Source organism: Silicimonas algicola (assembly GCF_003970735.1).
In the GTDB taxonomy this organism is placed as follows: domain Bacteria; phylum Pseudomonadota; class Alphaproteobacteria; order Rhodobacterales; family Rhodobacteraceae; genus Silicimonas; species Silicimonas algicola.
This window is the reverse complement of sequence record NZ_CP034588.1, coordinates 208,773-233,860: the sequence shown is the minus strand read 5'-3', so window position 1 is coordinate 233,860 and position 25,088 is coordinate 208,773. Positions and strand designations below refer to the sequence as shown.

The following is a 25,088-nucleotide window of genomic DNA, read 5'->3' as shown; positions in this document are numbered from 1 at the left end:
CGCTCTTCGGCGCAACCGCCCGTCCGTCAGTAGGGCAGGCCGATATAGTTCTCGGCAAGCTCTCGCCGCGCCGTCTCGGACTGCGACAGGTGCTGCAACGTCGCCTTGCGCATCTGGGCAGCAAAGCTGTCCTCGCCCTCGAAGCGGTGCAGCATCATGGTCATCTGCCAGGAAAACCGCATCGCCTTCCAGACACGCATAAGGGCCCGCTCGGAATAGGTGTCGATGCCCGATCGGTCGCCGGATTTTACCGCGTCGATCAGCGCGGCATGAAGGTAATGCACATCCGACGCCGCCAGGTTCAGCCCCTTCGCCCCGGTCGGCGGGACGATGTGTGCGGCGTCACCCACAAGAAAAAGGTTTCCCCACCTCATCGGCTCGGCCACGAAACTGCGCAGGGGCGCAATGGACTTCTCCATCGACGGCCCCGTGACCATGCGCTCCGCCGTCTCGAACGGCAGGCGTCTCTTCAGTTCGGCCCAGAAGGCGTCGTCGGACCAGGCCTCCACCTTGTCGGTCAGGGGCACCTGCACGTAGTAGCGCGACAGGTTCTCGTTGCGCATGGACGCCAGGGCGAACCCGCGCGGCGAGTTGGCGTAGATCAGCTCGTCGTTGCAGGGCGGTGTCTCGGACAGGAGTCCGAGCCAGCCAAAGGGATAGACCCTCTCGTGTTCGCGGCGCTTCCCTTCCGGGATCGTCTTGCGGCTGACCCCGTGAAAGCCGTCGCAGCCCGCAACGAAAAGGCAGTCCAGCCGCTTGCGCTCACCCTCGTGCGTGAAGTCGACGTGGGAGGTCGCCTGGTCGAGGTCATGTATCGTGACGTCCGACACCTCGTGCAGGATCGTCGTACCCATGACGTCCTGCGCCTTGTAGAGATCCTGCGTCACCTCGGTCTGCCCGTAGACCGTGACGTGCTGGCCGGTAAGCTTTTTGAAATCAATTCGGACCATAAGGTCCTCGTCGGTGAGGAAACAGCCGTCGTGCGGGATGGCCTCGCGATCCAGCCGGTCCGCCACGCCTGCCTCGCGCAGCATCCTCACCGCGCCGAATTCCAGGATGCCGGCCCGGATGCGGGACAGCACATGCTCGCGCGTCGACCTTTCAAGGATGACGGTTTCCACACCGGCACGATTGAGAAGCTGAGACAGCAGGAGGCCGGAGGGTCCGCCCCCGATGATGGCCACCTCGGTCTTCATGCCACGTCTCCTGCAAGCGTTGTCCCGCCAGTCTGGCCGGAACTAGTTTGCGAAGTCAACTAAACCCGCCGCGCGTTGCGTCAAGCCACACCCAGAAGGCGCATCGCGTTCTCCTTGAGGATCAGCGGCCTGACCTCGTCCTTAAACGGCATCGCCTCGAAATCGGCCAGCCATCGGTCCGGCGTGATCGCGGGCCAGTCCGAGCCGAACAGCATCTTCTTCTTCAGGATCGAGTTCGCATAGCGGACGAAGAGCTCGGGGAAGTACTTCGGAGACCACCCCGACATGTCGTAGTAGACGTTCGGCTTGTGCTGCGCGACCGCGAGACCTTCCTCGGTCCAGGGAAACGACGGATGCGCCAGCACGATCGGCATGTCCGGAAAATCGACCGCCACGTCGTCGAGGTGGATCGGGTTCGAGTATTTCAGCCGCATTCCCATGCCGCCCTTCATCCCGGATCCCACGCCGGTCTGGCCGGTGTGGAAAAGCGTGATCGCGCCTTCGTCGGCGATGGCCTCGTACATCACATAGGCGGAGCGGTCGTTCGGATAGAACCCCTGCATCGTTGGGTGGAACTTGAAGCCCTTCACGCCGAACTCGCGCACCAGGCGCCGCGCTTCCCGCGCGCCAGCTTTGCCCTTGGCCGGGTCGATCGAGGCGAAGGGAATCAGCACGTCATCGTTCCTGGCGCAGGCTTCGGCGACTTCTTCGTTCGAATAGCGCCGGAAGCCCGTCTCGCGCTCGGCGTCGACCGGAAAAATGACGGCGGCGATGGTGCGTTCCCGGTAATAGGCGGCGGTGTCGTCGATGGTCGGCAACATTCCCTTCGAGCCAGCAGGGTTCCTGAAATAGGCCGCCATGCCCGCCTGGAACTCGTCATAGCCATCGTCGCGCGGACCGCAGCAGGGTTCCTCGGCGTGGGTGTGGAAATCTATCGCCCGGACTTTCGCGAAATCGACCACGGCATACCTCCCTCTTCGTCACTGCTTGCTGGCAGGAGAATGCTATACAGGACAACAATTGAACACTATAACTGTCTCGCCCCGAAAGCGGAGACGAAGATGACCGATGCCGTCGCGCGCGTCGACCTGGAAGACGATATCGCTGTGATGACCTTCACCCGCCCGGATAAGCGCAATGCGATGAACGACGACCTTGTGGCGGCGCTCGACGCGTTCTTCTCCTCGCCGCCGCAGGTCCGCGCCGTCATCCTCCACGGCGAGGGTGGGCATTTCTGCTCTGGCCTGGACCTCGCCGAGCACCGGCACCGCAGCCCCGAAAAGACCGTCTACCACTCCCGCAACTGGCACCGCGTCGCCGATCTCATCGAATTCGGCGGCCTGCCCGTCGTGGCTGCCCTGACCGGAGCGGTGATCGGCGGCGGGCTCGAGATCGCAGCGGCCTGCCACGTCCGCATCGCCGAACCCTCTGTCCGCTTCCAGCTCCCCGAAGGGCGGCGTGGCATCTTCGTCGGCGGCGGCGCCACGGTCCGCGTCGGCCGCATCCTCGGTGCCGACCGGATGCGGGAGATGATGCTGACGGGGCGCACCTACGGCGCGGACGACGGCCTTTCCCTTGGCCTCTGCCACTACTCCGTCGGTGTGGATGAAGCGCTTCCGCTCGCCAGGGACCTTGCCCGCAAGATCGCGGACAACGCCGCCTTCTCGAACTACCTGATGATTCAGGCGATCAGCCGCATCGGAGACATGAGCCGGCAGGACGGCCTGTTCGCCGAAAGCCTCGCTGCCGCGATGTCGCAGACGACGCCCGAGGCGCAAGAAGGCCTGAAAGCCTTTCTCGAGAAGCGCGCCCCCGACTTCCGCCGCTAAGGCTACGTCTGTCCTGAACTACTCCGGGGTCCGGGGCAGAGCCCTTGGTCAGACCGCGACGATGCCCGGCCCGCCTGCATAGAGCGTCTCGATCAGATCGACATTGTGCGCCCGCATCGCACGCTGGTTCAAGGATCCCTTCTCGGTCACCTCGCCCCTGTCGAAGCTGGGCGGCGTCTCGAGGATCGCCATACGACGCACCCGGCTCGCCGACCCTGAAGCCGCCGCCGCCGCCACGGCTAGCCTCTCGCGGAGGGCGGCCTCCACATCGGACCTCGGCGTGTTTGCCGCCTTTTCCGACAGGAGGATCAGCGCGCCGAGCTCGGGCTTGTCCTCGCCCACGATGACCGCATCCCGCGCCAACCCGCCAAGCGCATCGACCAGAGCGCCACGCACCGCCCCGACCGTGACCCAAGTGCCGGTCGACAGCTTGAAGTTCTCTGCGACGCGCCCGTCGAAATAGAAGCCTCGCGCAAGGTCATCCGGATCCACCGGCTTCAAGGCGTCACCCAGGCAGTAGAACCCCTCGTCGTCGAAAACCTCGGCCGTCTTCTCCGGATCGTCCAGATAGCCCGGCGTCATCGTCGGCCCCTTCAGCCGGGCTTCCAGCTTGCCGCCCGCGGGCACCAGCTTCAGCGTCAGCCCGCGAGACGGCACACCCACGTTGCCCGCCTTCTTCTGCGGTTCGGTGCAGGCCAGCGCGAAGGGCGCCGTCTCCGTCGACCCAAGGCCCGTCGCGAGCAGAACCTCGCGCCCAGTCGCCTCGTGTCCCAGGGCGATCAGCCGGTCCCAAGTGTGCTGCGCCATGCCCGCTCCGGCGTAGAACATCATCGAAAGGCGCGAATAGAACGTGTCGCGCAGGGCCTCGTCGGTCTCCAGCGCCTCGACCAGCATGTCGTAGCCGAGGGGCACGTTGAAGTACCAGGTGCAGGCGATTTCGCGCAGGTTGCGGATCGTCTCGTCGAACTTGCCCGGCACCGGGCGACCGTCGTCGATGTAGTATGTGCCGCCGTTGGTCAGCACGAGGGACGAAACCTTGTTGCCCGCCGCCGTGTGGTTCCACGGCGCCCAGTCCAGCACCACCGGAGGCTCATCCTCGAGAAAGCGATAGCAATCCCGCGTCATGGCAGCCATCGCGGTCATCATGCCATTGGTGTTGATGACGGCCTTGGGCGAGCCCGTAGAACCCGAGGTGAAGAGGTACTTCACCACGGTCTCTGCTGTCAGAGCCGCGCGCGCGGCCTCGGCCGGCGCTTCGGACACGGACCTCAGGTCATCATAGAGCAGAGCGCCGTCGACCGGGTGCCTTGCGTTTAGGACGACACGGCCCGGCGCAGCTATGGCGTCGAGCGCGGTCGAGAATGCTGCGCCGTCGTCGGCGAAGACCGCGCCGGGATTCAAGGTCGCCGCGATGTCCCGCAACTTGCCGTGGTCCTTCGAAACCAGCGAATAGGCCGGCGAAACGGGGGCATAGGGAATGCCGACCCACGAGCAGGCGAGTCCCAGAAGCCCATGTTCGAGGCTGTTCTCGGACAGGATAAGCAGCGGCCGCTCGGGCCCAAGCCCCAACTCGAGGAGGGCCGCGCCGATGCGGCGTGCCGCCCGCCGAGCCTCGGCGTAGGGCACGCCGACCCAGTTTCCCCCGTTCTGCCGGCGCGCAAGCCATGTCCGGTCAGGCGTCGCGTCGGCCCAGTGATCGAGGTAATCCGCCAGCGTCGGAAAGTGATCCTCCAACGGCTCGGACTGGCGCATGAGGATGGTGCCGTCGTCTCTGCGCTCGATCTCGAAGGTCGGCGACCAGAACCGTGGAGAGCTCATCCGCGAACCTCGTGCATGTCTCGCAATCGGCCCAGAATGCGGATCAGGGCACGGCGGTCCTGCCCCGAAAGGACGGACAGAAGCCGCTCCTCGTCACGCGCGATGCGGACCGCCGTACGTTCGTGGACTTCGCGGCCGGTCAGCGTCGGTGTCAGGGCCTGAACCCGGCGGTCGCCCGGCACTCCGACGCGTTCCAGAAGGCCAAGCGACTCGAGCCCGTCGACGATGGCGACAAGGCCCGAACGCTCGATGCCGAGACGCCGGGCGAGTTCGCTTTGGGTCACGCTCGGCTGCTGCACGGTCAGCGAAAGGACGGAATAGGATCGCGGCGCGAGGCCCTCTTGGCCCAGGATGTCGCGCAGCTTGTCCTGGAAGATCATGTAGACGCGTTTCAGGTTGTAACCGACGAGATCGTCCAGCTCGGCCGAGCTTTCGGTTATCGGTGAGCCGGACATGGGCAACTCCTGAAATCTGTTACCAAGGTAAACTGTTATTCATACCACCCGCATCTGTCCATGGCCGCGCAGCGCTTGGTCAATCCAGCCGCTTGCCCTGCCGTTGTCGCCCCAGTCGCAACGCCGCCTTGGAATGGACACATTTAGGTCCAATTTCAGCCTTCGCCGGGAGTCATGCCGCGAAGGTAGCTGTGAAGCTTCCCTCGGCATCGCGAATATTTACAGCCCCCACCCAGTAACGCGATGCCGAGGTTCACCGCTTTTCAGCGGCGATCCCCTCGTCTAGGCTGACCTCGAGGGAACGGATTCAGAGACAATGCGCAATTTCCAACTGCCCGGCCGTTCGGCCGTCCTGGCGACGAACGGCATGGTCGCCACGTCGCACCCGCTCGCTGCCTCCGAGGCGCTTCAGGTCCTCAGGGATGGTGGCAACGCCGTCGATGCGGTGATCGCCGGGGCCGTGCTTCTGGGTGTCTGCGAACCTCAGATGACGGGGCTCGGTGGCGACTGCTTTGCCCTGGTCAAGCCGGCGGGAAGCGAGGAGGTCGTGGCGCTGAACGGCTCGGGACGGGCACCTGCAGGGCTTGACGCCGATGCGGTGCGCGCAGACGGCGTGACGGTCATCGAGGCAGGTCATCCGGCCTCGATCACCATTCCCGGCGCCGTCGATGCCCTCTGCCGCCTATCCGACCGCTATGGAAAGCTGGGGCTCGAGCGGTCTCTTGCGCCGGCGATCCGCTATTTCGAAGAGGGTGTGCCGATCGCGGCGCGCGTGGCCTTCGATATCGAACCCATGGGCGGGGCCATGAATGCGGGCGCGCAAAAGCACTTCCTGAAGAACGGGGCAGCCTATCGCGAAGGCGACGTGCTGGCTCTGCCCGCTCAGGCCGAGGTGCTTCGGCGCGTCGTCCGCGAGGGGCGGGATGCGTTCTACACCGGTGAAATCGCCGAAGATATGCTGAAGGCATTGACGGCCATCGGCGGGACGCACACTGCCGGGGATTTCGCGGCGACCGAGGCAAGCTGGGGCACTCCCCTGCGCGGCGGGTACCGCAAGCACGAACTGGTCGAGCATCCACCGAATGGGCAGGGTGCGACTGCGATCCTGTTGGCAGCAATACTGGCAGAATTCGACATCGCCTCGATGGAGCCGAACGGGGCAGAGCGCCTGCACCTCGAAGCCGAAGCGACGCGGCTGGCCTATGACGCGCGGAACCGCTTCATTGCGGACGCGGACCACGTCACACGGCTGGAGCACATGCTTTCGCCCGAGACGGCGAAACGACTGGCGGCGCTGATAGACCCGAAGACGGCGATGGCGGCGCCCGCACCGCTGACCGAGGACGTTCACCGGGACACCATCCTCATCACCGCCATCGACCGCGACGGCATGGCGGTCAGCCTGATCTATTCGATTTTCTCGACCTTCGGCTCCGGCATCGCCACCGACCGCTTCGGCATCCTGTTCCAGAACCGTGGCTGCGGTTTCAACCTGACGGCCGGACACCCGAACGAGGCCGGCGGCGGCAAGCGGCCGATGCACACCATCATCCCCGCAATGCGCGCGACGGACGGCAAGGTCGACATGGCCTTCGGGGTCATGGGCGGGCAGTACCAGGCCTGCGGTCACGCTCACGTCCTGTCGAACATGGCTGACTTCGGCATGGACCCGCAGGAGGCGGTGGACGCACCCCGCGCCTTCGCCGATCCAAAAACGGGGCTTCTTCAGGTCGAGGACGGCGTGAGCGAGGCGACCTGTGCCGCTCTTGCCGCGAAAGGCCACCGGCTGAGCCACGCCGAGGGGCCGATCGGCGGCGCGCAGGTCATCCTGATGGATGCGTCACGCGGGATCCTGATCGGGGCGTCCGACCCGCGCAAGGACGGGATGGCGGTCGGCTATTAGGCCGCCGCCGATCCCGAACGGCCTAGTTCAACTGGACCTGCAGGGGATACTGCCCGTCCACGAAATCCCCGAAGAATTCGGTAAGATCCGGATGTTCGATCGGCTCGCCGGAATAGTCGGCCACCAGGTTCTGCTCCGAGACGTAAGCCACGTAGTAGCTTTGGTCGTTCTCGGCCAGAAGGTGATAGAATGGTTGTTCCTTGGACGGTCGGCTGTCTTCGGGAATCGCCTGATACCACTCCTCGGTATTCGAGAAGACGGCATCCACGTCGAACACGACGCCGCGAAACGGATGCTTCCGATGACGCACAACTTGGCCCAAGGCGTATTTCGCACGCGACTTGAACATAACAGTACCCCCTTCACACGTTCTAGGACGCGTCCCCCGGGCTGTCGACGGGTTTCCCCGCGATTCGCAAGAAACAATTTGTGACGCGAGACCAGACAGTCACGGCCGCACTGCGCGTCCTGACGCTTTTCCTCGTACCGAAAATTTGCTAGGCTCGCCGCAAATAAAAAAGGCGAACGTGGCATGAGCAGACCTCTTCGCGCCTTGATCCTGGTTCTCTTCGTCTCCGCTTGCGGCGGCGACAACACCTCGGCTCCGAGAGACCTGGACAACGCGTGTTCCATCGTCAGGCAGCGACCCAACTACCTTCCGGCGATGCAGCGGACCGAACGCCAGTGGGGCGTGCCGGTCGCCGTCCAGATGGCGACCATCTATCAGGAAAGCAAGTTCGTCGGTAACGCGCAGACGCCCTACGAGTACGCCCTCGGGATCATTCCCATGGGCCGCCAAAGCTCGGCCTACGGCTATAGCCAGGCCTTGGACGGGACGTGGGAAGAATATCAGTCCGACAGGGGCCGGCGGAGCGCGCGGCGCGACGACATCGACCACGCCACCGATTTCATGGGCTGGTACTTCCAGCAATCCTACGCCGACCTCGGCATTCCCCTGGGCGATGCGCGCAATCAGTACCTGGCCTACCACGAGGGCCGGAACGGGTATCGCCGCGGGAGCCATATGCAGAAAAGCTGGCTTCTGCGGGTCTCGGACGAGGTCGCGGCGCGCGCGATCCTCTATGACACGCAGCTTCGCAGCTGCGGCATGATCTGAGCCTTTCGGCAGCGCCCGTCAGCGGCGCTGCCCCTCCTCACGGTCGATGTCGAAAAGACGCGCGGACGGCGAGTCCGTCTTGGCGAGCTGGCCCAGGATGACTGTCGTCTTGGCCCCTTGCCCGTCGCGCACGATCCACTGACGCAGCTCGACCGGGTCGGCGGTGAACTTCATCTGGATCGAGCCGTATTCGGGATGTGCCGGATCCTGAGCCGTAACGATCGTCGCCGTGCCGTCGTAGTCGTGTCCGGTCACCATGTTGCGGCGGCCGAGATCCACAGTGCGCTCGAGGATCAGGCTGAGGGGCGTTTGGACAAGCGGATACCTCTCGGCGCGCGAAACGTTCGACTTGCCGTCGAAGACCCCCACCTCGCCACCGCCGGCAACGACCAACAGCCGCTCGGGTGGGTTGTATTCGAAACGCATCCGACCCGGCCTGTTCAGGTAGAAGGTGCCGGTCGACAGCGAGCCGTCGTCGTTCACCTGAGTGAAATCCGAACTCGCCGAAGTGATGCCGTTCAGGTAGTCCGAGATCGCCTGAAGCGACAGCTTGTCGGCGAGGGCGGGCGTCGCGGCCAGCGCCGCGGCAGCTGCGGTCGCGGCAAGGAATGTTCTGCGGTGCATGGTCGTGCCTTCCGTTCTGCTCGGGGTGGATATAGGCGGAAGGTGGGGATATCGCTAGTGTTAGGCCATATCACCCGCGCGTCGCGGCTTAACTCGCAAGGCGCACCAGCCCCAAAACCACGAGTACCCCAAGCGACGCACCGAGACCCGCGACAGCGCCGGAAACCAGGATCAGCCCGCGTGTCGCACGGGACGAAGGCGCATGGGTTCCCAAGACGATGCGCTGCGAGCGGGGCATGCGGCCATTAATGCCGCCTTAGGTGAAGACGTGGTTAAACGGCGCGATGGCACTGACGCTTCATTCTGTCTCGCGCGACCGCTGGCACCGGCTTTCCGCCGACGCCCCGTTCCAGCAGTCGTGGAGCTATGGCGCTGCGGCCGAGGCTCTTGGAGCGGACGTCCTGCGCCTCGAGGTGCGGGAGGGACCGAACACGATCGCCATCGCGCAGGGCATAGGACGCAGGATCGGGGTCAGGACGACGCTCTTCGGACGCGGTCCGCTCTGGACCGGTGAATCCGATGACGGCCTCCGGGCCGACGTCCTGCGGGTTCTGCGGCGCGAGACGCGCGGGATCGCTCTGGTGACGCCGCACGCGAATGATGCCGGAGCGGTTCGGTCTGCGGGATTTTTTGCTGCGATGACGCCTGCGACTGTGGCCGAGTGGCGCCTCGGTCCCGACATGCGCGCCCGCATTCACGGCAAATGGCGCAACAGGCTCTGCGCCGCCGAAGCATCAGGGGTAACGCTTCTGCGAAGCCGGCGGGGCGATGATCTGCGCTGGCTCGTCGGGCTAGACCGGGAACAGCAGAGGCGGAAAGGGTTCCGTGCGCTTCCGCCCGCTTTCCTGGCGGCCTGGATGGCGCGCGACCCCCGGTCGGTGCGGCTGACGATTGCGCACTTCAGGGGCGAAAGGGTCGCCGCCATCCTCGTTCTGAGCCACGGGACACGTGCCACCTATCACATCGGCTGGAGCGGCGGCGAAGGGCGGCGCCTGTCGGCGCACAACCTGCTCTTGTGGGAGGCGGCGCAGCGACTGTCAGACGACGGCGTCAGCGTCCTCGATCTCGGGCTTGTCGATACGGAAACCGCGCCGGGATTGGCACGGTTCAAGCTGGGGACGGGCGCAATGCCGGTCAGAACGGGCGGGACATGGATCGGCCTGCCCCGCTTTCCCGTCATCAAGCGGGCTCGGGCACCAGAATATCCCGCTTGCCCACATGGTTCGCGGGCGTGACGAGGCCGTTATCCTCCATCTGCTCGACGAGGCGCGCCGCCTTGTTGTAGCCGATGGCGAGCTTCCGCTGGATGTATGAAGTCGAGCATTTGCGGTCCTTGATGACGATCTGCACCGCCTGGTCGTAAAGCGCGTCGTCCCCGTCCGAGTTGCCCCCGGTCAGGCCCAGGACAGCGTCGATCTCGGAGGCGTTGTCGTCGTCGTGGCCCTCCTGCACCGACGACACATAATCCGGCGCGCCGAAGCTCTTGAGGTGGTTGACGACCTCCTCGACCTCCTCGTCCGATACGAAGGGGCCGTGGACGCGGATGATGCGCCCGCCGCCCGCCATGTAGAGCATGTCGCCCTGACCCAATAGCTGCTCGGCCCCCATCTCGCCCAGGATGGTGCGGCTGTCGATCTTCGAGGTGACCTGGAAGCTGATCCGAGTCGGGAAGTTGGCCTTGATGGTGCCGGTGATGACGTCGACCGAAGGCCGTTGCGTCGCCATGATGAGGTGGATGCCCGAGGCACGTGCCATCTGCGCAAGACGCTGGATGCAGGCCTCGATCTCCTTGCCAGCGACCATCATCAGGTCGGCCATCTCGTCGACGATGACGACGATATAGGGTAGGGTCTGGGGCTCGAATTCCTCGGTCTCGAACACGGGTTCGCCGGTCTGATCGTCGAAGCCTGTCTGCACTGTGCGCGAGAACAGCTCGCCTTTGCTCAGGGCCTCGCGGACACGGCCGTTGTAGCCCTCGATGTTGCGCACGCCCATCTTGGACATTCGGCGATAGCGGTCCTCCATCTCGCCCACGACCCACTTCAGCGCCACGACGGCTTTCTTCGGATCGGTGACGACAGGCGACAGGAGGTGCGGGATGCCGTCATAGACGCTGAGTTCCAGCATCTTCGGGTCGATCATGATGAGGCGGCATTCCTCGGGCGTCAGCTTGTAGAGAAGCGACAGGATCATGGTATTGATGCCGACCGACTTGCCCGAGCCGGTGGTGCCCGCGATCAGAAGGTGGGGCATCTTGGCGAGGTTCGCGATGACCGGGTCGCCGGCAATGTCCTTGCCAAGCGCGAGAGACAGGCGATGGTTTCCGTCGCCATAGTCGCGGGACGACAGCATCTCGCGCAGGACGACCATCTCGCGGTTCTCGTTCGGCAGTTCGATCCCGATGACCGACCGTCCGGGCACCGTCGAGACGCGTGCAGAGAGGGCCGACATCGAGCGCGCGATGTCGTCGGCCAGACCGATGACGCGGCTCGCCTTCAGACCGGGCGCGGGCTCGAGTTCGTACATCGTGACGACTGGGCCGGGGCGAACGCTGACGATTTCGCCCTTCACGCCATAGTCGTCGAGCACGCTTTCGAGCATCCGCGCGTTCTGCTCCAGCGCCTGGTCGGACAGGTGATGACGCACGATCGTCGAAGGGTCGGTCAGAAGGCTGAGGGGCGGCATCTCGAATGCGCCCTCCTCGCCGAAAAGCGAGGGTTGCGCTTCGGCCATCGCGCGACGCGAGGGCGCGGGCTTCCTGACAGCGTGCTGTACCTTCGCACGAGCTTCGGGCGTTGCGTTGCGGGCGCTCGAGAAGCCCGCCTCACCTGCCGAGCTCAGCACTCCATCATGCTCGAGCCTGTTGTACTGCGCGTCGAGTGCGGCCAGTTCGGCGATCTCGCCGTCCTCGTCCAGCATGGCGATGCGGGGTTCGGCCATCCGGCTGAGAGGCGGCTCGTCCCGAACCGCCATATCCGGCCGGCGGACGCGGTTCTTGACCGCGTCGGCGATACGCGCGCTCACGCGGTCGGTCGGCTCGACCCCGTCCATCTGCACGGGCTTCGCGTCGCGGCGCTTCAAAAGCGACGGCATGAGGTCCAGAAGCCCGCCCTTCTGCGGAGTGTCGCGATACAGACGGCTGGCCTTAAGCACGGCTTCGCTGGTGCTCTCGTTCGTGGGAGCCTCGACGCGCGCTTCACGAGCCCGGGCGCGGGCGGACTTCGCAGCTTGCAACCCGCCCATGGCACCGCGTCCCAGAAGCGACAGGATGCCATGGTAGATCAGGATCAGGCCTCCGGTGAGATAGCGCGTATAGGTCCAAAGCTCCTTGCGGTCGAAGCCGAGCGCGAAGGCCATCATGGCGATGCTTCCGGCAAAAAGCGCGACCGCCACGATCTTGAGCCCCACGCCGGGCGAGACGGGAAGGACGCCAAGGATCGCTCCAAGGACCGTGTCCCCGAAAAGGCCGCCCAACCCGAAGGAGTGTTCCCAGCCATCGCCCGGGACGTGGGTCGAGAAGTAGACCGAGACCATCGCGACCGCGATCGGCGCGAAGATCAGGCGGCTTAAAGCGCCCTCTTCACCGTGGTGGACGACGAAGCGCACGCCCCAGACCGCGAAGACCACAGCGATGGCCCAGGCTCCGTAGCCCGCGATGACGTACAGCGGCGAGGCGAAGGCGGCTCCGAGCGGGCCAAGGAGGTTCTGCGCCGGCTCTTCGGTCGACGACAGCCAGTTCGGATCGTCGGGCGAATAGGAGCCAAGCGCCAACGCGACCAGGAAGGCCAGACCCAGAAGGGTCAGCCCGATCAGCTCTTTCCCTCGGCGCTCGATGATCGCCTGGGTGTCGCTGTCGAACAGGGGGTCGCGTTGTCTTGCCTGGTACGCCATGCCTCGTATTCCCTCACTTGAATAGACAGTCGCGGATCCGCTCCAATCCACGCTGCATTTCTTGTTCTTCGGCTACCATCGCGACGCGAATGTAGCCTTTGCCGGGGTTGTCCCCGTTGACCTCACGCGAGAGGTAAGCGCCCGGAAGCACCCGCACGCCCGTCTCGCGCCAGAGTTTCAGTGCCGCCGCCTCGCCGTCGTCGACCGGCAGCCAGAGGAAGAAACCGCCCTCCGGTGCGCCGCAGCCCTCGATGCCCGCGAAGACGCGGTCGGCAATATCGTACTTGGCGACGTAGCGCTGCCGGCTTTCCTCGACGTGGGTCTCGTCCCTCCAGACCGCCTCGGCCGCGCGTTGCAGGGGCAGAGGAGCCGGGGCGCCGGAATAGGCGCGAAGCTGGCTGATGCGACGGATGCTCTCGGGGCCGCCTGCGACGAAGCCCGACCGGAGACCGGCGAGGTTCGACCGTTTGGAGAGCGAATGGAACACGAGCACCCGCTCGGGATCGGCGCCCATTTCGGACGCCACTTCGAGAGCGCCGGTCGGCCGAGCGTCGCGCCAGATCTCGGAGTAGCACTCGTCGGCGAAGATGCGGAAGTCGTGCTTCTCTGCCAGGCCCATCAAGGTGCGGAGATACTCGCGCGAGGCGACGGCACCCTGAGGGTTCGACGGCGAGCACAGATAGACGATGGCGGTCCGGTCAAGCGTCTCGGCGTCGACGGCGGTGAAATCGGGCAGGAACCCTGTCGCGCGCTTGGCGGGCAGATAGCGTGGCTCGGCACCTACGGAGAGGGCGGCGACGGCGTAGACCTGATAGAACGGGTTCGGCATCAGCACGACGGGCTGACCGCCGTTCTTTCGTTCGGGGCAAAGCGCCATCGCGGCGTTGTAGAGCCCCTCGCGGGTGCCATTCAGCATCACGATGCGGTCGGTGCCGACCAAGACGCCGAAGCGGCGGCCGATCCAGTCCGAGATGGCGTCGAGAAGTTCGGGGGTGCCGTCGTTCGGGGGGTATCTTCCGAAGCCGTCCGACTCGCGCAGGATGATGTCGGCCACGAAGGCCGGAAAGGCGTGCCGCGGCTCGCCGATGGTCATGTGAAGGATGTCGCCGCCCGGTTCATGGACGTCGAGAAGCGCCCGCAGGCGCGGGAACGCATAAGCCGGTAGGTTCGAGAACCGCTCGGGAAACACCATCTCTGCCTCAAGGTCAGGGTCGTAACGCCCCGTTTGGGAAAACAATATCGTGAGGCCCGCCCGTGGTCCACGGTTTTCGCCCGAGTTTCCGGGGTGCCTGGACCGTGATGTGGCTTTTGGGTTCCTGACCCTGCCGTCGCCGGACGTCTCGAGGGCACAGACCGCTCCGACCAGGCGATTCCTCAGGAAAGCGCGCGTTCGACAGCCGCGGCGACGCGAAGCAGGCGCTCTTCGACCGGACCTTGAAGCGTGATGCCGCAGGAGGGTGTTCCCGTCGGCAGCGTCACCGCCGCCAGCCCCATCAGGTTCGCGATCCGCGTGTTTCGAAGCGTCATCAGGTTGGCAGTCTTGTAGGCCTCCCCGTCCGTCGCAAGCGTCTTCGCGCTTGGCGGCCTGATCGGGCAGGACGGAAGGATCACGGCATCGAAGCCCGCGACGGAAGCCGCATACTCAGCCCGGAGCCGCTTCAATGCCTGCCAGCCCGCGACGTACTCCCAGGCCAGGATCTCGCGACCGCCTCGGAAGCGTTCCAGGATCTCGGGGAACATGACGTCGGGGTTGCCTTCGATGGTCTCGCGCCACGTGCCATAGGCCTCGGGCGCGAAGAGGATGCGGGAAAGCGGCATGGCCTCGGCCACTTGAGGGACGGTGCCGCGCAGGATTTCGGCACCCGCTGTCCCAAGGGTTTCGACGGCGGCCTCGAACGCGACGCGGGGCGTGTCTTCGATGTCGTCGAAGGCCACGGTCTCGAGCACGAGCATACGAACGCCGGACAGGCTGGAGTTCGAGAGATCGGCGGACTTGCCGTCGGACAACGCCGCAAGAAGAAGGCTCGCATCCTCGACGGTCCTGCAAAGCGGTCCGACGGTATCGAAGCTGGGGCAAAGCGGTACGACCCCGTCCAGCGACAGTCGTCCATGGCGCGTTTTCAGGCCGACCAGGTCGTTCCATGCGGCGGGGATGCGGACCGACCCACCCGTATCCGACCCGATGGCGGCCGGGGCGAGTCCGAAAGCCACCGACGTCGCCGCACCCGACGAGGATCCTCCCGACACGGCGGCTTCGTCGTTTGCGCAGGGGGGCGAGGCGGTGATCGGATTGAGGCCCAGACCGGAAAACGCCAGCTCCGTCATGTGGGTCTTGCCCAGACAGACGAGACCCGCACGGGTCGCAGCCGTCAGGACGCGCGCATCGCGGTCCGGCACTCGACCCTTCAGGAGCGCCGACCCCGCCTCGGTCTCGACGCCCGCGGTGTCGAAGAGGTCCTTCCAGGAAATCGGCACGCCGTCGAGCGGCCCTCGCCTCAGCCCCCGTTTCGCGCGGTCGGCGGCAGCGGCGGCCTCGGCGCTGGCGCGATCAGGCGTCGTGCGGGCATAGATCCGGGCCGCGAAGCGGTGGCCGTCAATGGCGTCGAGGAAGGTTCGCGCGAGGTCGCGGGGGTCGATCCGTCCCGCCTCGATGCCGCGACCCAGATCGCCCGCGCTCATCCCAAGCCAGTCCCGCATTCGTCGTCCTCCGCCAATCGCCGCGACGGTAGCGGCAGGCGGGCGCATGGACAATGCCGGGGGTCCGGCCATATTCACATGCATGACCTTCGACACCGACATCCTGATCGCAGGCGGCGGCCTGAACGGCCTTTCGATGGCCTTGGCGGCACGCCAGGGCGGGTTCGCCGTCACGCTCGCCGATCCCCAGCCCGCAACAGCGCGGGGCGATGACGGCTTCGACGGACGATCCTATGCCCTGGCGATCTCCTCGCAGCGCGCTCTCGACGCGCTCGGCGTTTGGAAGGGGCTGGACGCGGTGCAGCCCATCCTGGGCATCAAGGTCACTGACGGCCGCGCGGGCGAGGGCCCGTCGCCGTTGATGCTCGTCTTCGATCACGCCGAGATCGAGGAGGGCCCGATGGGGTTCATGGTCGAGGACCGCCACTTGCGCCCCGCGCTTCTTCGCGCGGCCGAGGCTGCAGGGGTCGAGCAGGTCGAGGCCGGGGTCGAGGCCTTCGAGGCCGACGGTTCGGGCGTCACCGTCCACCTCTCCGACGGCACGTCGCGGCGGGCGAGGCTTTTGGTCGGCTGCGACGGCAAGGCCAGCCGCGTCGCGTCCTTGTCAGGCATCAAGCGGTCTGGCTGGGGCTACGGACAGACAGCGCTGGTCTGCGCCGTTTCGCATGCGAAACCGCACGAGGGCGTCGCACACCAGTTCTTCATGCCGCCCGGTCCGCTGGCGATCCTGCCGCTGTCCGGCAATCGCTCCTCCATCGTCTGGAGCGAGCAAGAGCAGCGCGCCGCCGAAATCCAGGCGATGGACGACGAGGCCTATCTCGGCGTCCTGCGCCCGCGCTTCGGCAGTTTCTTGGGCGACATCTCCCTTTCGGGAGCGCGGTTCACCTACCCTCTGGGCCTGTCGCTTGCCGACCGCTTCATCGCGCCCCGCGTCGCGCTGGTGGGCGACGCGGCGCATGTCGTCCATCCGATTGCGGGACAGGGCCTCAATGCCGGGCTCAAGGACGTGGCAGCACTTGCCGAGGTCCTGACAGATGCCCGGCGGCGGGGCGAGGACATCGCCGGGCCGCAGGTTCTTGAACGCTATGCCGCCTGGCGCCGCTTCGACGTCGCGGCGCTTGCGGCGGCCACGGATGCATTCAATCGACTGTTCTCGAACGACAATCCGCTCCTGAGAGCCGCGCGGGACATCGGCCTCGGCATCGCCAACGCCGTCCCCGTTCTGCGTCGCGGACTGATCCGCGAAGCGGCGGGCCTGACTGGCGACCTGCCCCGTCTGATGCGGGGCCGGCCGCTCTGAGGCGTCACTCGATCTTGCGCGCCTCGTCGACCAACATGATGGGGATGCCGTTTCGGATTGGGTAGGCCAGATGCGCGGCCTTCGAGATCAGCTCCTGCGCTTCGGCGTCATAGGTCAGTTGCGCGCGCGTCTCGGGGCAGACCAGCGCCTCGAGCATCCGGCGGTCGAAGGATTGCGTCTCGTTCATTGAAGGATCTCCTCTCCACCGCCGCGCATGGCGAATTCGATCAGGGTCACGAGGGTCTCGCGCCGCGTCGTCAGCGAAGGCGCCTCCAGAAGCGCCTGCTTGTCCTCGGGCTCGAAGGAACAGAGCATCGACAGCGAGTTGATGAGCAACTCGTCCTCGGCGTCGCGCAGAGAATCCCAGTCGGTCCGAAGCTCCTCGAAATCGAAGAAGCTCCTCAGCAACGGGAAAAAGCGGTCACGGTCCAGTCCCTTGTCGTGCTCGACAGGTCCCATGTCGCGCTCGAAGCCGGACCAGGACACCCGACATCGCCGGTAGGGGGTGAAGCCGTCGACCTCTTCCAGCACGCGAAACCGCGAAAGCCCCGAGAGGGTGATCATGTAGCGGCCGTCCTCGGTCTCGGAGAAGGCGGTGAGCCGTCCGGCGCATCCGATGGCCTGGAGCTTGGGTCCGCCATCGAACTGCCCATCGCGGGGCTGGATCATCCCGATCAGCCGTGAGGGCGTCTTCAGGGTGTCCTCGATCATGGCGAGGTAGCGCGGCTCGAAGATGTGAAGCGGGAGTCGCGCTCGCGGCAGAAGAAGCGCGCCAGGCAGGGGGAAGACGGGTATGGTGTCGGGGAGGTCCGATGCCGAAAGCATATATGGCACCTAGCCCTCTCCCCCGCTCAGGCAAAGATCAGCGACGATAGTTTTCTTCGACCGTTCAGCGCAATCGGGTCATTCGGCTTCAGCGCCTCGAAGATCGTGAAGAGCTGGCTCTTTGCGGCGCCGTCGTTCCACTCACGGTCGCGACGGAAGGATTCCAGAAGGTGATCCACCGCGCCGGCGATGTCGCCCGAAGCGTGAAGCGCCTGGGCAAGGTCATAGCGGGCCTGCTGATTGGCCGGGTCGGCCTCTACGGCGGCGCGAAGCTCGTTCACCGGGCCCGCGTTCGCCGCTTGCCGTGCAAGGGCGAGTTGCGCGCGCGCGGCCTCAAGCTCGGGCGACTTCGCGATGCCCTCGGGGGCGTTGTCAATGAGAGCCGCCGCTTCGTCGGTCTGACCGAGTGCCAGATACGCGCGGGCGAGGCCGCCGTAGGACGCCGCGTTGGCGGGGTCTTCTTGCAGGATCGCGGCAAAGACCTGGGCTGCGTCCGCGGCGGCGCCTTCCGACAGCATCGTCTCCGCGCTTTCGATGGCTTCCGACAGGCCGCCGTCCGCCTCGCCGCCCGCGGTCTGGATCAGCCGCTCGATGAAGCGCTTGATTTCGGAGGCAGGAAGCGCGCCCTGGAACGCGTCGACCGGCTGTCCCTGCCAGAAGGCGTAGACGGTCGGGATCGACTGGACGCGAAGCTGGCCGGCGATACCCTGGTTTTCATCCACGTTGATCTTGACCAGCTTTACCGCGCCGCGAGCGTCTCTGACGGCGCCTTCGATGGCCGGCGTGAGCTGGCGGCACGGGCCGCACCACGGCGCCCAGAAGTCGACGATGACGGGCACATGGCGGCTGGCCTCGACGACGTCGGCCATGAAGGTCGCTTCGGTGCTGTCCTTGATCAGGTCGGCGCCGGCGGCCGGCGCGGCATTGGCGTTGAGTTCAAGCATCACATTCCCCGCATGTCTGACGTCGCGCCTTATATGCGATCGCGAGGCGAATAACCAAGGGGTCGGGATCAGCCGTCGCGCGCGTTCAGTCCGGCCCGACCTTCTTCCGAAAGCGGAAGACACCCTCTCAGTCCCGCCGGAAGGACCAGTCGCGCCCCCGCCGCATAGAGGTCGGCCGCGAGGCCGGGGCGATTCGCGAAGGTGACGGACATCCTGCCGTGATCGACGATGGCGGCCTCGTCGGGCAGCGCCGCCATGAGCCGCGCCGAGGGCATGGGGACGACCGCCGCAGGGGCTGCGTCCGACACCCGCATCACAAGCGCCATGACACCGACCCATGCGACGAGGACGATCGGCACAGCCAGAAGGACGCGTCTAATAATCGTGGACATGCTCGATCTTCAGGCTGCCGGGCTGTCGCAGCCTGTTGGCAAGGTCGGCGACGGGGGTCAGGACGAGGTGGCGATGGTCCGCGCTTGCCTGCAGAGGGAAGGAGAAGAGGGCATCGTCGAATGCAGGCTCGGACGAGAGCGCCGTGAAGAGGATGTCGTCGTTGCCTGCGATCTCGATGAAGTCGCCACCGGCTTGTGCGATACGCTCCGCGATCCGGGTGAAGGCGCGATAGCGGTCCGTCTCGATCTCGATGCCGCCTGCGCTTTTGCTGACCACCGTCACACCGTCGATGCCCTCAAGGTTTTCGGGGGTCAGGCCGCTGACGACACTTCGCATCCGCAAGGCGTCCTCTCCCATTCCCGCGACGGCCGCCTCGATCTGCCGGGCATAGGCTGCCTTGGCGCGGTATTCGAGGCCGAGGGCCACGCGCCGCTCGCGGTCGCGGAGACTGTCGCCACCCTTGGATCGCAATTCGTCGACGTCGGCGCGAAAGTCCCACTTGTACCAGGACACCTGCTGGAGGAACGCGGCATAGCGCGCGGCCTGGTCCGCGCTGACGTCGTCGAGCGGCGCGCGCTCGGGCCCACGCACAAGCGTGGCAAGTCGCCCGAGCGTTTCCTCGTAGGCGGCCTTGGCCAGAAGCTCGGCGGTGAAGCTGACGCCGATGGTGTAGATCGTCATCTTCTGGTCGCCCGTCATCCCGCCCATGCCGTCCGCCTGCGCCTTTAGCGGGCAAAGCGACGTCCAGAACCCGGCGATAGCGCGCAGGTAGCTGAAGTCGTGGGGGTCGCCGGTGGCGATCACGCGGGCATAGTCGTCGTAGGCATGAACGATGTGCCATTCGGGATAGGTCGTCAGCGTCCGGCTTTCCGGTCGCCGCCATTCGGGCGCGACGAGGGGAACGTAGGACTCACCCGTCTGCGCCTCGCCGGTGCAGGCCACTTCGACATATCCGACGGGCAAGAGAAGGAGGAGAACGAGAGCGAAAAGCCCGAAGACAAGGCGCTTCGTCCAGCGCCACAGGATCCTCATGCCCGGCGGCTCCAGTCCAGGCTGGCAATGAGGGCGGCCGCGCCAAGGCCGATGTGCGGCAGGTTCGCGAGGATCCGGAAGGTGAAAGGCAGACTTTGCACACCGTTGGTGAAGATGCCGAAGTCGAGGTATCCCGATCCCGTTGCCAGCCCGAGAAGACCGTCGCCCAGATAGAGTACCCCGAACAGGATAAGGAACGTGCGCGCGGCCCGCGACGAGACGAGCGCCGCCACGAGTGCCCAGAGGGCCGAGGCGAGGTGGAGCGCGTCGTCGAAGAGGTCCAGCGCGAAGACCCCGAATGCAACGCCTTTCTCATCCGTCGCGCCGGGAATGTAGTTCAGCGACGCCGCACCCAGGAGGATGACGAAATAGACCAGTGCGGCCTTCTGCCACAAGCTCATGCCAGTGCCTCCAGGTAATTGTCCCAGAACATGTTGCGGAAGACGAGGTTCGGGTCCAGTTCGCGTTTGCGCTCGACGAATTCTTGCGCTCGGGGATAGGCGCGCGCGAACTGATCGGGCGTCGCGTGGGGACGGTAGGGCAGGTAATACGTCCCGCCCAGATCAAGCACACGCTCGATCAGGTCGCGGGTCATGCGGCGGTGGTCGATCTCGGCGCGCTCGGTCATTTCCTGGCTGAACAGCATGACGCAGGCGACGCGCGGGCCGGGGGCATAGGACAGCACGCTTTCGCGGTCGGCCTGCACGTAGCGGAGGGTGATGTTCATCATCTCCTGGTAAGACGACGGAATGACGTCCTGGCAGGCGTCGATGAAGTCGGCGAAACGGTCGGGCGGGATGAAGTACTCGTGCAGGATGTCGGTCCGCTGGTCGTCCCGGTCGTCGAGCGTGATGACGGGCTCGTTCAGAAGCGAATTCCGCGTGACCGCCCCGCCCGCGACGAGGGGGCCAAGCCGCGTCTCGATTCCCCACCTGATGTTCTTCACGGTCTCGTTGTAGACCTGCGCACGGAATACCCGTGCGGCGGCGCGGCTGACGAAACCCGACCCGCTGGCGGGAGGGAGTTCGGTCTGATCTTCGGCATCGCGGAACGTGATCATCAGCGCATCCTCGAAGAAGGTGGCTCGGTCGACGTTCAGTCGACCATAGGCCATGCTGACATCGCCCGCCTCGATGGCTCCGACGAAATATGCGGCGAAGTCGCGCGAGGGCATCTCTTGGAACGTGGGCACGAGCCGGCGGTTCGGGACCATCTCGACCTCCATGTCGACGATGGCGCCGGTCAGGCCGTAGCCGCCCATGGTCATCCCGAAGAGGTCAGCGAACTCGTCGCGCGACACCCGCAGAAGCTCTCCGTCCGGGCGGAGCATGTAGATGGTGCGGACCGTCGATCCCATCGGGCCGTGCGAGACGGGCCAGCCGTGGGCATTGACGCAGAAGGTCGCGGCGACGCCGAAATCATTGTTCGACTGCATGACCTTGGGGCTCATCCCAACGGTGTCGAGTTGCGCGATGACCTGGCTCCAGCGTGCGCCGGGGTGGACGCGGTAGACACCGTTGCGCTGATCGGGTTCGACGAGGCCGTTGTCGAAGGTGACGGCGTGACCCTCGGGCGGTATGGTGTGCCCCCCCATGCTGTGGCGTGCCGCGGCGACGTTGAAGGGTCTGCCTTCCGAACGGGCCTCGTCCATCTCGCGGCGCAGATGCGCCAGAAGCTGGTCGCCCGGATTGTCGCGTAGGATCGTGTGCCGGAACACGGGCGTTTCGTTCAGGAGGCTCGCGTCGTTCAGCGTCCCTTGGGCACCGGTCGGCCCGAGAAGCGAGGTTCCTGCGACAGAGGGAACATTGCTGGAGTAGCGACCCCCGACCCAGGCGCCCGCGGCTGCGCCCGTGCCGAACAGGATCGTCCTGCGCGTCAGCTGCCCCCTCACGCCTGGATAGCTCATGCCTTTACTCCATCGGCCGGAGCATCCCCCGGCGTCTACTGACGCGCTGTCGCGACCTAGCGTCAACAGCGGGCTGTCGGCGCACCTTTCCGCGGCGGCTTCATGTTCACGTTCTGCAACAGTTTTCCTGCCGCTAAAGGTCGAATGTGGCGAAAACCGGGACGTGGTCCGACGGCTGGTCCCAGCCACGCGCATCACGCAGGACGCGGCTGGAGTGCGCCGCCGTGGCGATGTCCGGCGTGGCCCAGATATGGTCCAGACGGCGTCCGCGGTCGGCTTCCGCCCAGTCCCGCGCGCGGTAGGACCACCAGGAATAGAGCAGCCCCGAGGGGATGTCCTGTCGCGTGACATCGACCCAGGAGCCGGACTCCTGCGCTTGCGCCAGATGCTCGACCTCGATCGGGGTATGACTGACGATCTTCAGAAGCTTCTTGTGGTCCCAGACGTCGTCCTCGCGCGGGGCGATGTTCAGGTCGCCGACGAGGATCGACTTTTGCGGCGCGTCGGCGTGGAAGTGGTCGCGCATCTCGGTCAGGAAGTCGAGTTTCTGCCCGAACTTCACATTGACCTCGCGGTCGGGTTCGTCGCCCCCGGCCGGGACATAGACGTTGTGGACCGTCACCCCGTTCTCGAGCGTCGCCGCGACGTGACGGGCGTGGCCGAGTGCGGCCCAGTCGCGGTGTCCGGCGTCGAGGAGCGGGGTCTTCGAAAGGATGGCGACGCCGTTGTAACCCTTCTGGCCCCGAGCGACCATGTGGCGGTAACCAAGGCTGCCGAAGATCTCGAGCGGGATCTTCTCGACCGGCGACTTGCATTCCTGGAGGCAAAGCACATCCGGCGCGTGTTCCTGCAGCAGACGGCTGACGAGGGCCTCGCGCAGGCGGACCGAGTTGATGTTCCAGGTGGCGACGGTAAATGGCATTCTGGCGACCTCCCGGGGCTTGGATGGGGGCTTGGCGGACCGAGGTCAAGGTCGGGAGAGCCCGTCGATGGCGGCAACAAGCGCGGCATGAAAGGCGGCGGGTTCCTCGACCTGCGGAATATGACCTACGCCTTCAAGCCAGGTGACCGGCGCGCCGCCCAGGGCCGTCGACAGAAGGTCGGCTTCTCGCGGCGGTGTCACGGTGTCCTCTGTTCCCCAGATGAGCAAGACCGGCAGGTCGAGGTCGGCATAGGCCGCGGCGTCGGTGCTGCGCGCGCCGCGCGGCGGGATGAGAAGCGTCGGAAGCCAGGCTGCCATGGCGGGCGTGGTGCCCTTGCGTGTGAGGGGATGACGGAAAAGGTCGTGCTGCGCCTCCGTCAGCGCGTCCTTGCGATAGAGGAACCGCTTGTAGAGCCAGGCCGAAAGCTTGGGGTTCAGAACGCTGGCCGCGAGAGCCGTCTCTCGCATGCCTGCCCACGCGAGGTACCAAGGAAGCGTCCGTCCGGTGCCGTCCTGCCCGAGGGACAGCGCGCCGTCGACGATCACGGCGCCACGAAAGGTGTCGGGGTCTGCGATCATCGCCTCGGCCACCGCGCCCGCGCCGAAGGAGTGGGCGACGAGGATCGGTGTCATGCCCTCCGCTTCGACAGTGGCGAGGATCCTCAGACCCTGCGCCTGGCGGCTGTAGTCGGTCCGGTCCGACCTCTCGGACAGCCCCATGGGCGGCAGATCGATGGCAATGGCGCGGTAGCCCTCTGCGGCGAGAACGTCGAGCGTATCCACCCACATTCCCGACCAGCCGACCGCGCCGTGGACGAGTAGGACGGGAACGCCGTCCTCTGGCCCGCGCTCGACCACATGGATGACGCCGAGCGGCGTCCCGATCATGCGGCTGCCCTCGACGGTCAGCGCGGCGGCCTCGTCGACCTCGCGCCGGTCTGCCGCGAAGCGAGACCCGGCCAGCAGCAGGGCGAGAGCGACGACCAGTGCTGCGGCGATGCGCAAGATGAGCTTCAGCACGTCCCCTACTCCGTTTTCACGTTCATCCTTGAAACCCTCCCCGCCTGCGTCACCCCTGCCCCGCCGTTCGGGAAGGCAGGAGAGAGGAGGCGAACCATATGGCGAGGATCGGCAGAGGCAGGGCAAGAGCGAAGGTCGCGCGAAGGCCGATCGCTTCGGCCAGCGCGCCGAAGGCAGACGGACCGACGAAGCCGATGAGGGTCGAGATCGTCGAGTAGGCCGCCACGTTCTCGGCGGCAGGTCGGCCGGGCGCGCGGGCGGAGGCTGCGAAGGCCAGCGGCTGGACGGTCGACATCCCCGCGCCGATGAGGAGGAGCCCCGCCATCAGCAGCGGCAGCGTCGGCGCTGCCACGACGGCCAGGGTACCGAGGAAAAGGATCACGGCGAAACCTCGGGCTGTGCGAACTGTGCCATAGATCGCCACCAGCCGATCACCGGCAAAGCGTCCGGCGGTCTGCGTGGCGACCACAGCAGGCAGGGCCAGCGCGGCGACCCAGTCGGTCGCGCCGAAGGTGTCGCGGGCATAAATCACTGCCCAGCCCCGGGTCGCGCCCTCCATCAGGACGCCTGCCGCAGCGAAGGCACCTATGGCAAGGATGGCCGGTCCGGGAACCGCGAAGCGGCGGGCGGGACCAGTGTCTCCTCCGTTCGTGCTTACGGGCATCGTTCCAAGGACCGCAGCGGCAGCGAGGGTCAGAACGACCGTGTGCCAGACGAACTGCGTCAACGGCGAGATGGCTTCCCGGACCAGCAGGGTTGCGACGAGGGTGGTCACGAGGAAGCCCACGGCCCACCACCCGTGACAGCGACTCATGATCCGACCCGAGTGTGCCGTCTCGAAACGGTCCGCTTCGACGTTGATGGCGACGTTGCCTGTGCTGAACGCCACGCCAAGGAGGAAGAGCGACACCGCCAGCGCCAGCCCCGAGGGAGAGAGAGCGCAGAGGATCTGCGCAGCCGCCGTCATGGGAAGGCCCCAGACGAGAACCTGGCGTGGACCACGCGCCTGAATGAGCGGCGCGACCATGATCGAGCCAAGGACGACGCCGACCGGCATCCCGAGGAGGACCAGACCGTAGGCGGCCTCGGACAGCCCCAGGTCCAGTTGTATCTCGGGCAACCTGAGGAACAGGCCGCCCACCACCGAGGCGTGGAGCGCGAAGGCCGCCATGATGCGGGCGGCGTGCCCGCGCGGATTGATTGTCATTTGGGGGGC

24 protein-coding genes are annotated in these 25,088 nt (G+C 66.0%); 5 read left to right on the top strand and 19 right to left on the bottom strand.

Translation table 11 applies throughout. The features are described from left to right. Positions 1-26 precede the first annotated feature (26 nt). Both pobA and EF888_RS01210 read right to left on the bottom strand, forming a co-directional pair. A complete protein-coding gene (pobA, locus tag EF888_RS01215; protein WP_109760538.1) occupies positions 27-1,196 on the bottom strand; it encodes a 4-hydroxybenzoate 3-monooxygenase in 1,170 nt (389 codons plus the stop codon). An 80-nt stretch (positions 1,197-1,276) separates the two neighbouring features. Further along, positions 1,277-2,158 (bottom strand): amidohydrolase family protein, encoded by an 882-nt coding sequence (locus tag EF888_RS01210; RefSeq protein ID WP_109760539.1) that lies wholly within the window; start codon positions 2,156-2,158, stop codon positions 1,277-1,279. 99 nt (positions 2,159-2,257) lie between these two features. Here EF888_RS01210 and EF888_RS01205 point away from each other — a divergent pair, with 99 nt between their 5' ends. Continuing rightward, positions 2,258-3,025 carry a crotonase/enoyl-CoA hydratase family protein gene (locus tag EF888_RS01205; protein WP_109760540.1) on the top strand — a complete coding sequence of 256 codons (768 nt, stop codon included), beginning with the start codon at positions 2,258-2,260 and terminating at the stop codon, positions 3,023-3,025. 48 nt (positions 3,026-3,073) lie between these two features. Here EF888_RS01205 and EF888_RS01200 read toward each other — a convergent pair whose 3' ends face one another. Together EF888_RS01200 and EF888_RS01195 are read right to left on the bottom strand one after the other, a co-directional pair. Further along, complete coding sequence (locus EF888_RS01200; RefSeq protein WP_109760541.1) at positions 3,074-4,843, bottom strand: feruloyl-CoA synthase; 1,770 nt, start codon at positions 4,841-4,843, stop codon at positions 3,074-3,076. Next, positions 4,840-5,298, bottom strand: a complete 459-nt coding sequence (locus EF888_RS01195; RefSeq protein ID WP_109760542.1) for a MarR family winged helix-turn-helix transcriptional regulator — start codon at positions 5,296-5,298, stop codon at positions 4,840-4,842. Before EF888_RS01195 ends, EF888_RS01200 begins: the two co-directional genes overlap by 4 nt. A 316-nt stretch (positions 5,299-5,614) precedes the next feature. Here EF888_RS01195 and EF888_RS01190 point away from each other — a divergent pair, with 316 nt between their 5' ends. Next, positions 5,615-7,201 carry a gamma-glutamyltransferase family protein gene (locus EF888_RS01190; protein ID WP_109760543.1) on the top strand — a complete coding sequence of 529 codons (1,587 nt, stop codon included), beginning with the start codon at positions 5,615-5,617 and terminating at the stop codon, positions 7,199-7,201. Positions 7,202-7,223: 22 nt separating this feature from the next. On the opposite strand, the gene hspQ is transcribed toward EF888_RS01190, so the two are convergent. Continuing rightward, positions 7,224-7,550 (bottom strand): heat shock protein HspQ, encoded by a 327-nt coding sequence (hspQ, locus tag EF888_RS01185; protein ID WP_109760544.1) that lies wholly within the window; start codon positions 7,548-7,550, stop codon positions 7,224-7,226. 183 nt (positions 7,551-7,733) lie between these two features. Between hspQ and EF888_RS01180 the strand changes: the two genes are divergently transcribed. Next, positions 7,734-8,318, top strand: a complete 585-nt coding sequence (locus EF888_RS01180; protein WP_109760545.1) for a transglycosylase SLT domain-containing protein — start codon at positions 7,734-7,736, stop codon at positions 8,316-8,318. An 18-nt stretch (positions 8,319-8,336) separates the two neighbouring features. Here the strand turns inward: EF888_RS01180 and EF888_RS01175 are convergent, their stop codons facing one another. Beyond that, positions 8,337-8,942, bottom strand: coding sequence for a LolA family protein (locus EF888_RS01175; protein WP_109760546.1), 606 nt, complete (start codon positions 8,940-8,942; stop codon positions 8,337-8,339). A gap of 284 nt (positions 8,943-9,226) precedes the next feature. Here EF888_RS01175 and EF888_RS01170 point away from each other — a divergent pair, with 284 nt between their 5' ends. Continuing rightward, complete coding sequence (locus tag EF888_RS01170; RefSeq protein ID WP_109760547.1) at positions 9,227-10,177, top strand: GNAT family N-acetyltransferase; 951 nt, start codon at positions 9,227-9,229, stop codon at positions 10,175-10,177. On the opposite strand, the gene EF888_RS01165 is transcribed toward EF888_RS01170, so the two are convergent. From EF888_RS01165 to EF888_RS01155, 3 genes are all read right to left on the bottom strand, one after another. Continuing rightward, the gene (locus EF888_RS01165) at positions 10,122-12,833 is read right to left on the bottom strand and encodes a DNA translocase FtsK (protein ID WP_109760548.1); all 2,712 of its coding nucleotides are present in this window, start codon (positions 12,831-12,833) and stop codon (positions 10,122-10,124) included. The genes EF888_RS01170 and EF888_RS01165 overlap by 56 nt on opposite strands. 13 nt (positions 12,834-12,846) lie before the next feature. Then, complete coding sequence (locus EF888_RS01160) at positions 12,847-14,025, bottom strand: aminotransferase class I/II-fold pyridoxal phosphate-dependent enzyme (protein ID WP_109760549.1); 1,179 nt, start codon at positions 14,023-14,025, stop codon at positions 12,847-12,849. 182 nt (positions 14,026-14,207) lie between these two features. Beyond that, entirely contained in the window at positions 14,208-15,530 is a 1,323-nt protein-coding gene (locus tag EF888_RS01155) for an amidase (RefSeq protein ID WP_164721533.1), read from the bottom strand. A gap of 82 nt (positions 15,531-15,612) precedes the next feature. Here EF888_RS01155 and EF888_RS01150 point away from each other — a divergent pair, with 82 nt between their 5' ends. Beyond that, positions 15,613-16,830 carry an FAD-dependent monooxygenase gene (locus tag EF888_RS01150; protein WP_206508394.1) on the top strand — a complete coding sequence of 406 codons (1,218 nt, stop codon included), beginning with the start codon at positions 15,613-15,615 and terminating at the stop codon, positions 16,828-16,830. A 4-nt stretch (positions 16,831-16,834) separates the two neighbouring features. On the opposite strand, the gene EF888_RS01145 is transcribed toward EF888_RS01150, so the two are convergent. From EF888_RS01145 to EF888_RS01100, 10 genes are all read right to left on the bottom strand, one after another. Then, on the bottom strand, positions 16,835-17,017 hold the full coding sequence (locus tag EF888_RS01145; RefSeq protein ID WP_109760551.1) for a Trm112 family protein: 183 nt from the start codon (positions 17,015-17,017) through the stop codon (positions 16,835-16,837). Next, a complete protein-coding gene (locus EF888_RS01140) occupies positions 17,014-17,655 on the bottom strand; it encodes an LON peptidase substrate-binding domain-containing protein (RefSeq protein ID WP_109760552.1) in 642 nt (213 codons plus the stop codon). The genes EF888_RS01145 and EF888_RS01140 overlap by 4 nt, the downstream gene beginning before the upstream one ends. A gap of 26 nt (positions 17,656-17,681) precedes the next feature. Beyond that, positions 17,682-18,599, bottom strand: coding sequence for a thioredoxin family protein (locus tag EF888_RS01135; RefSeq protein WP_109760553.1), 918 nt, complete (start codon positions 18,597-18,599; stop codon positions 17,682-17,684). A 68-nt stretch (positions 18,600-18,667) separates the two neighbouring features. Next, complete coding sequence (locus tag EF888_RS01130; protein WP_241239764.1) at positions 18,668-18,991, bottom strand: hypothetical protein; 324 nt, start codon at positions 18,989-18,991, stop codon at positions 18,668-18,670. Next, complete coding sequence (locus EF888_RS01125; protein ID WP_109760554.1) at positions 18,975-20,024, bottom strand: hypothetical protein; 1,050 nt, start codon at positions 20,022-20,024, stop codon at positions 18,975-18,977. The genes EF888_RS01130 and EF888_RS01125 overlap by 17 nt, the downstream gene beginning before the upstream one ends. Further along, complete coding sequence (locus EF888_RS01120) at positions 20,021-20,425, bottom strand: DUF4383 domain-containing protein (protein ID WP_109760555.1); 405 nt, start codon at positions 20,423-20,425, stop codon at positions 20,021-20,023. The genes EF888_RS01125 and EF888_RS01120 overlap by 4 nt, the downstream gene beginning before the upstream one ends. Next, positions 20,422-21,930: an FAD-binding oxidoreductase gene (locus EF888_RS01115; RefSeq protein ID WP_109760556.1), complete on the bottom strand. Its 1,509-nt coding sequence runs from the start codon at positions 21,928-21,930 to the stop codon at positions 20,422-20,424. The genes EF888_RS01120 and EF888_RS01115 overlap by 4 nt, the downstream gene beginning before the upstream one ends. A 133-nt stretch (positions 21,931-22,063) precedes the next feature. Further along, complete coding sequence (locus EF888_RS01110) at positions 22,064-22,852, bottom strand: exodeoxyribonuclease III (protein WP_109760557.1); 789 nt, start codon at positions 22,850-22,852, stop codon at positions 22,064-22,066. Between the two features lie 45 nt (positions 22,853-22,897). Beyond that, positions 22,898-23,872, bottom strand: coding sequence for an alpha/beta fold hydrolase (locus tag EF888_RS01105; RefSeq protein ID WP_109760558.1), 975 nt, complete (start codon positions 23,870-23,872; stop codon positions 22,898-22,900). 49 nt (positions 23,873-23,921) lie between these two features. Further along, positions 23,922-25,079, bottom strand: coding sequence for an MFS transporter (locus EF888_RS01100; protein ID WP_109760559.1), 1,158 nt, complete (start codon positions 25,077-25,079; stop codon positions 23,922-23,924). Positions 25,080-25,088: the final 9 nt, after the last annotated feature.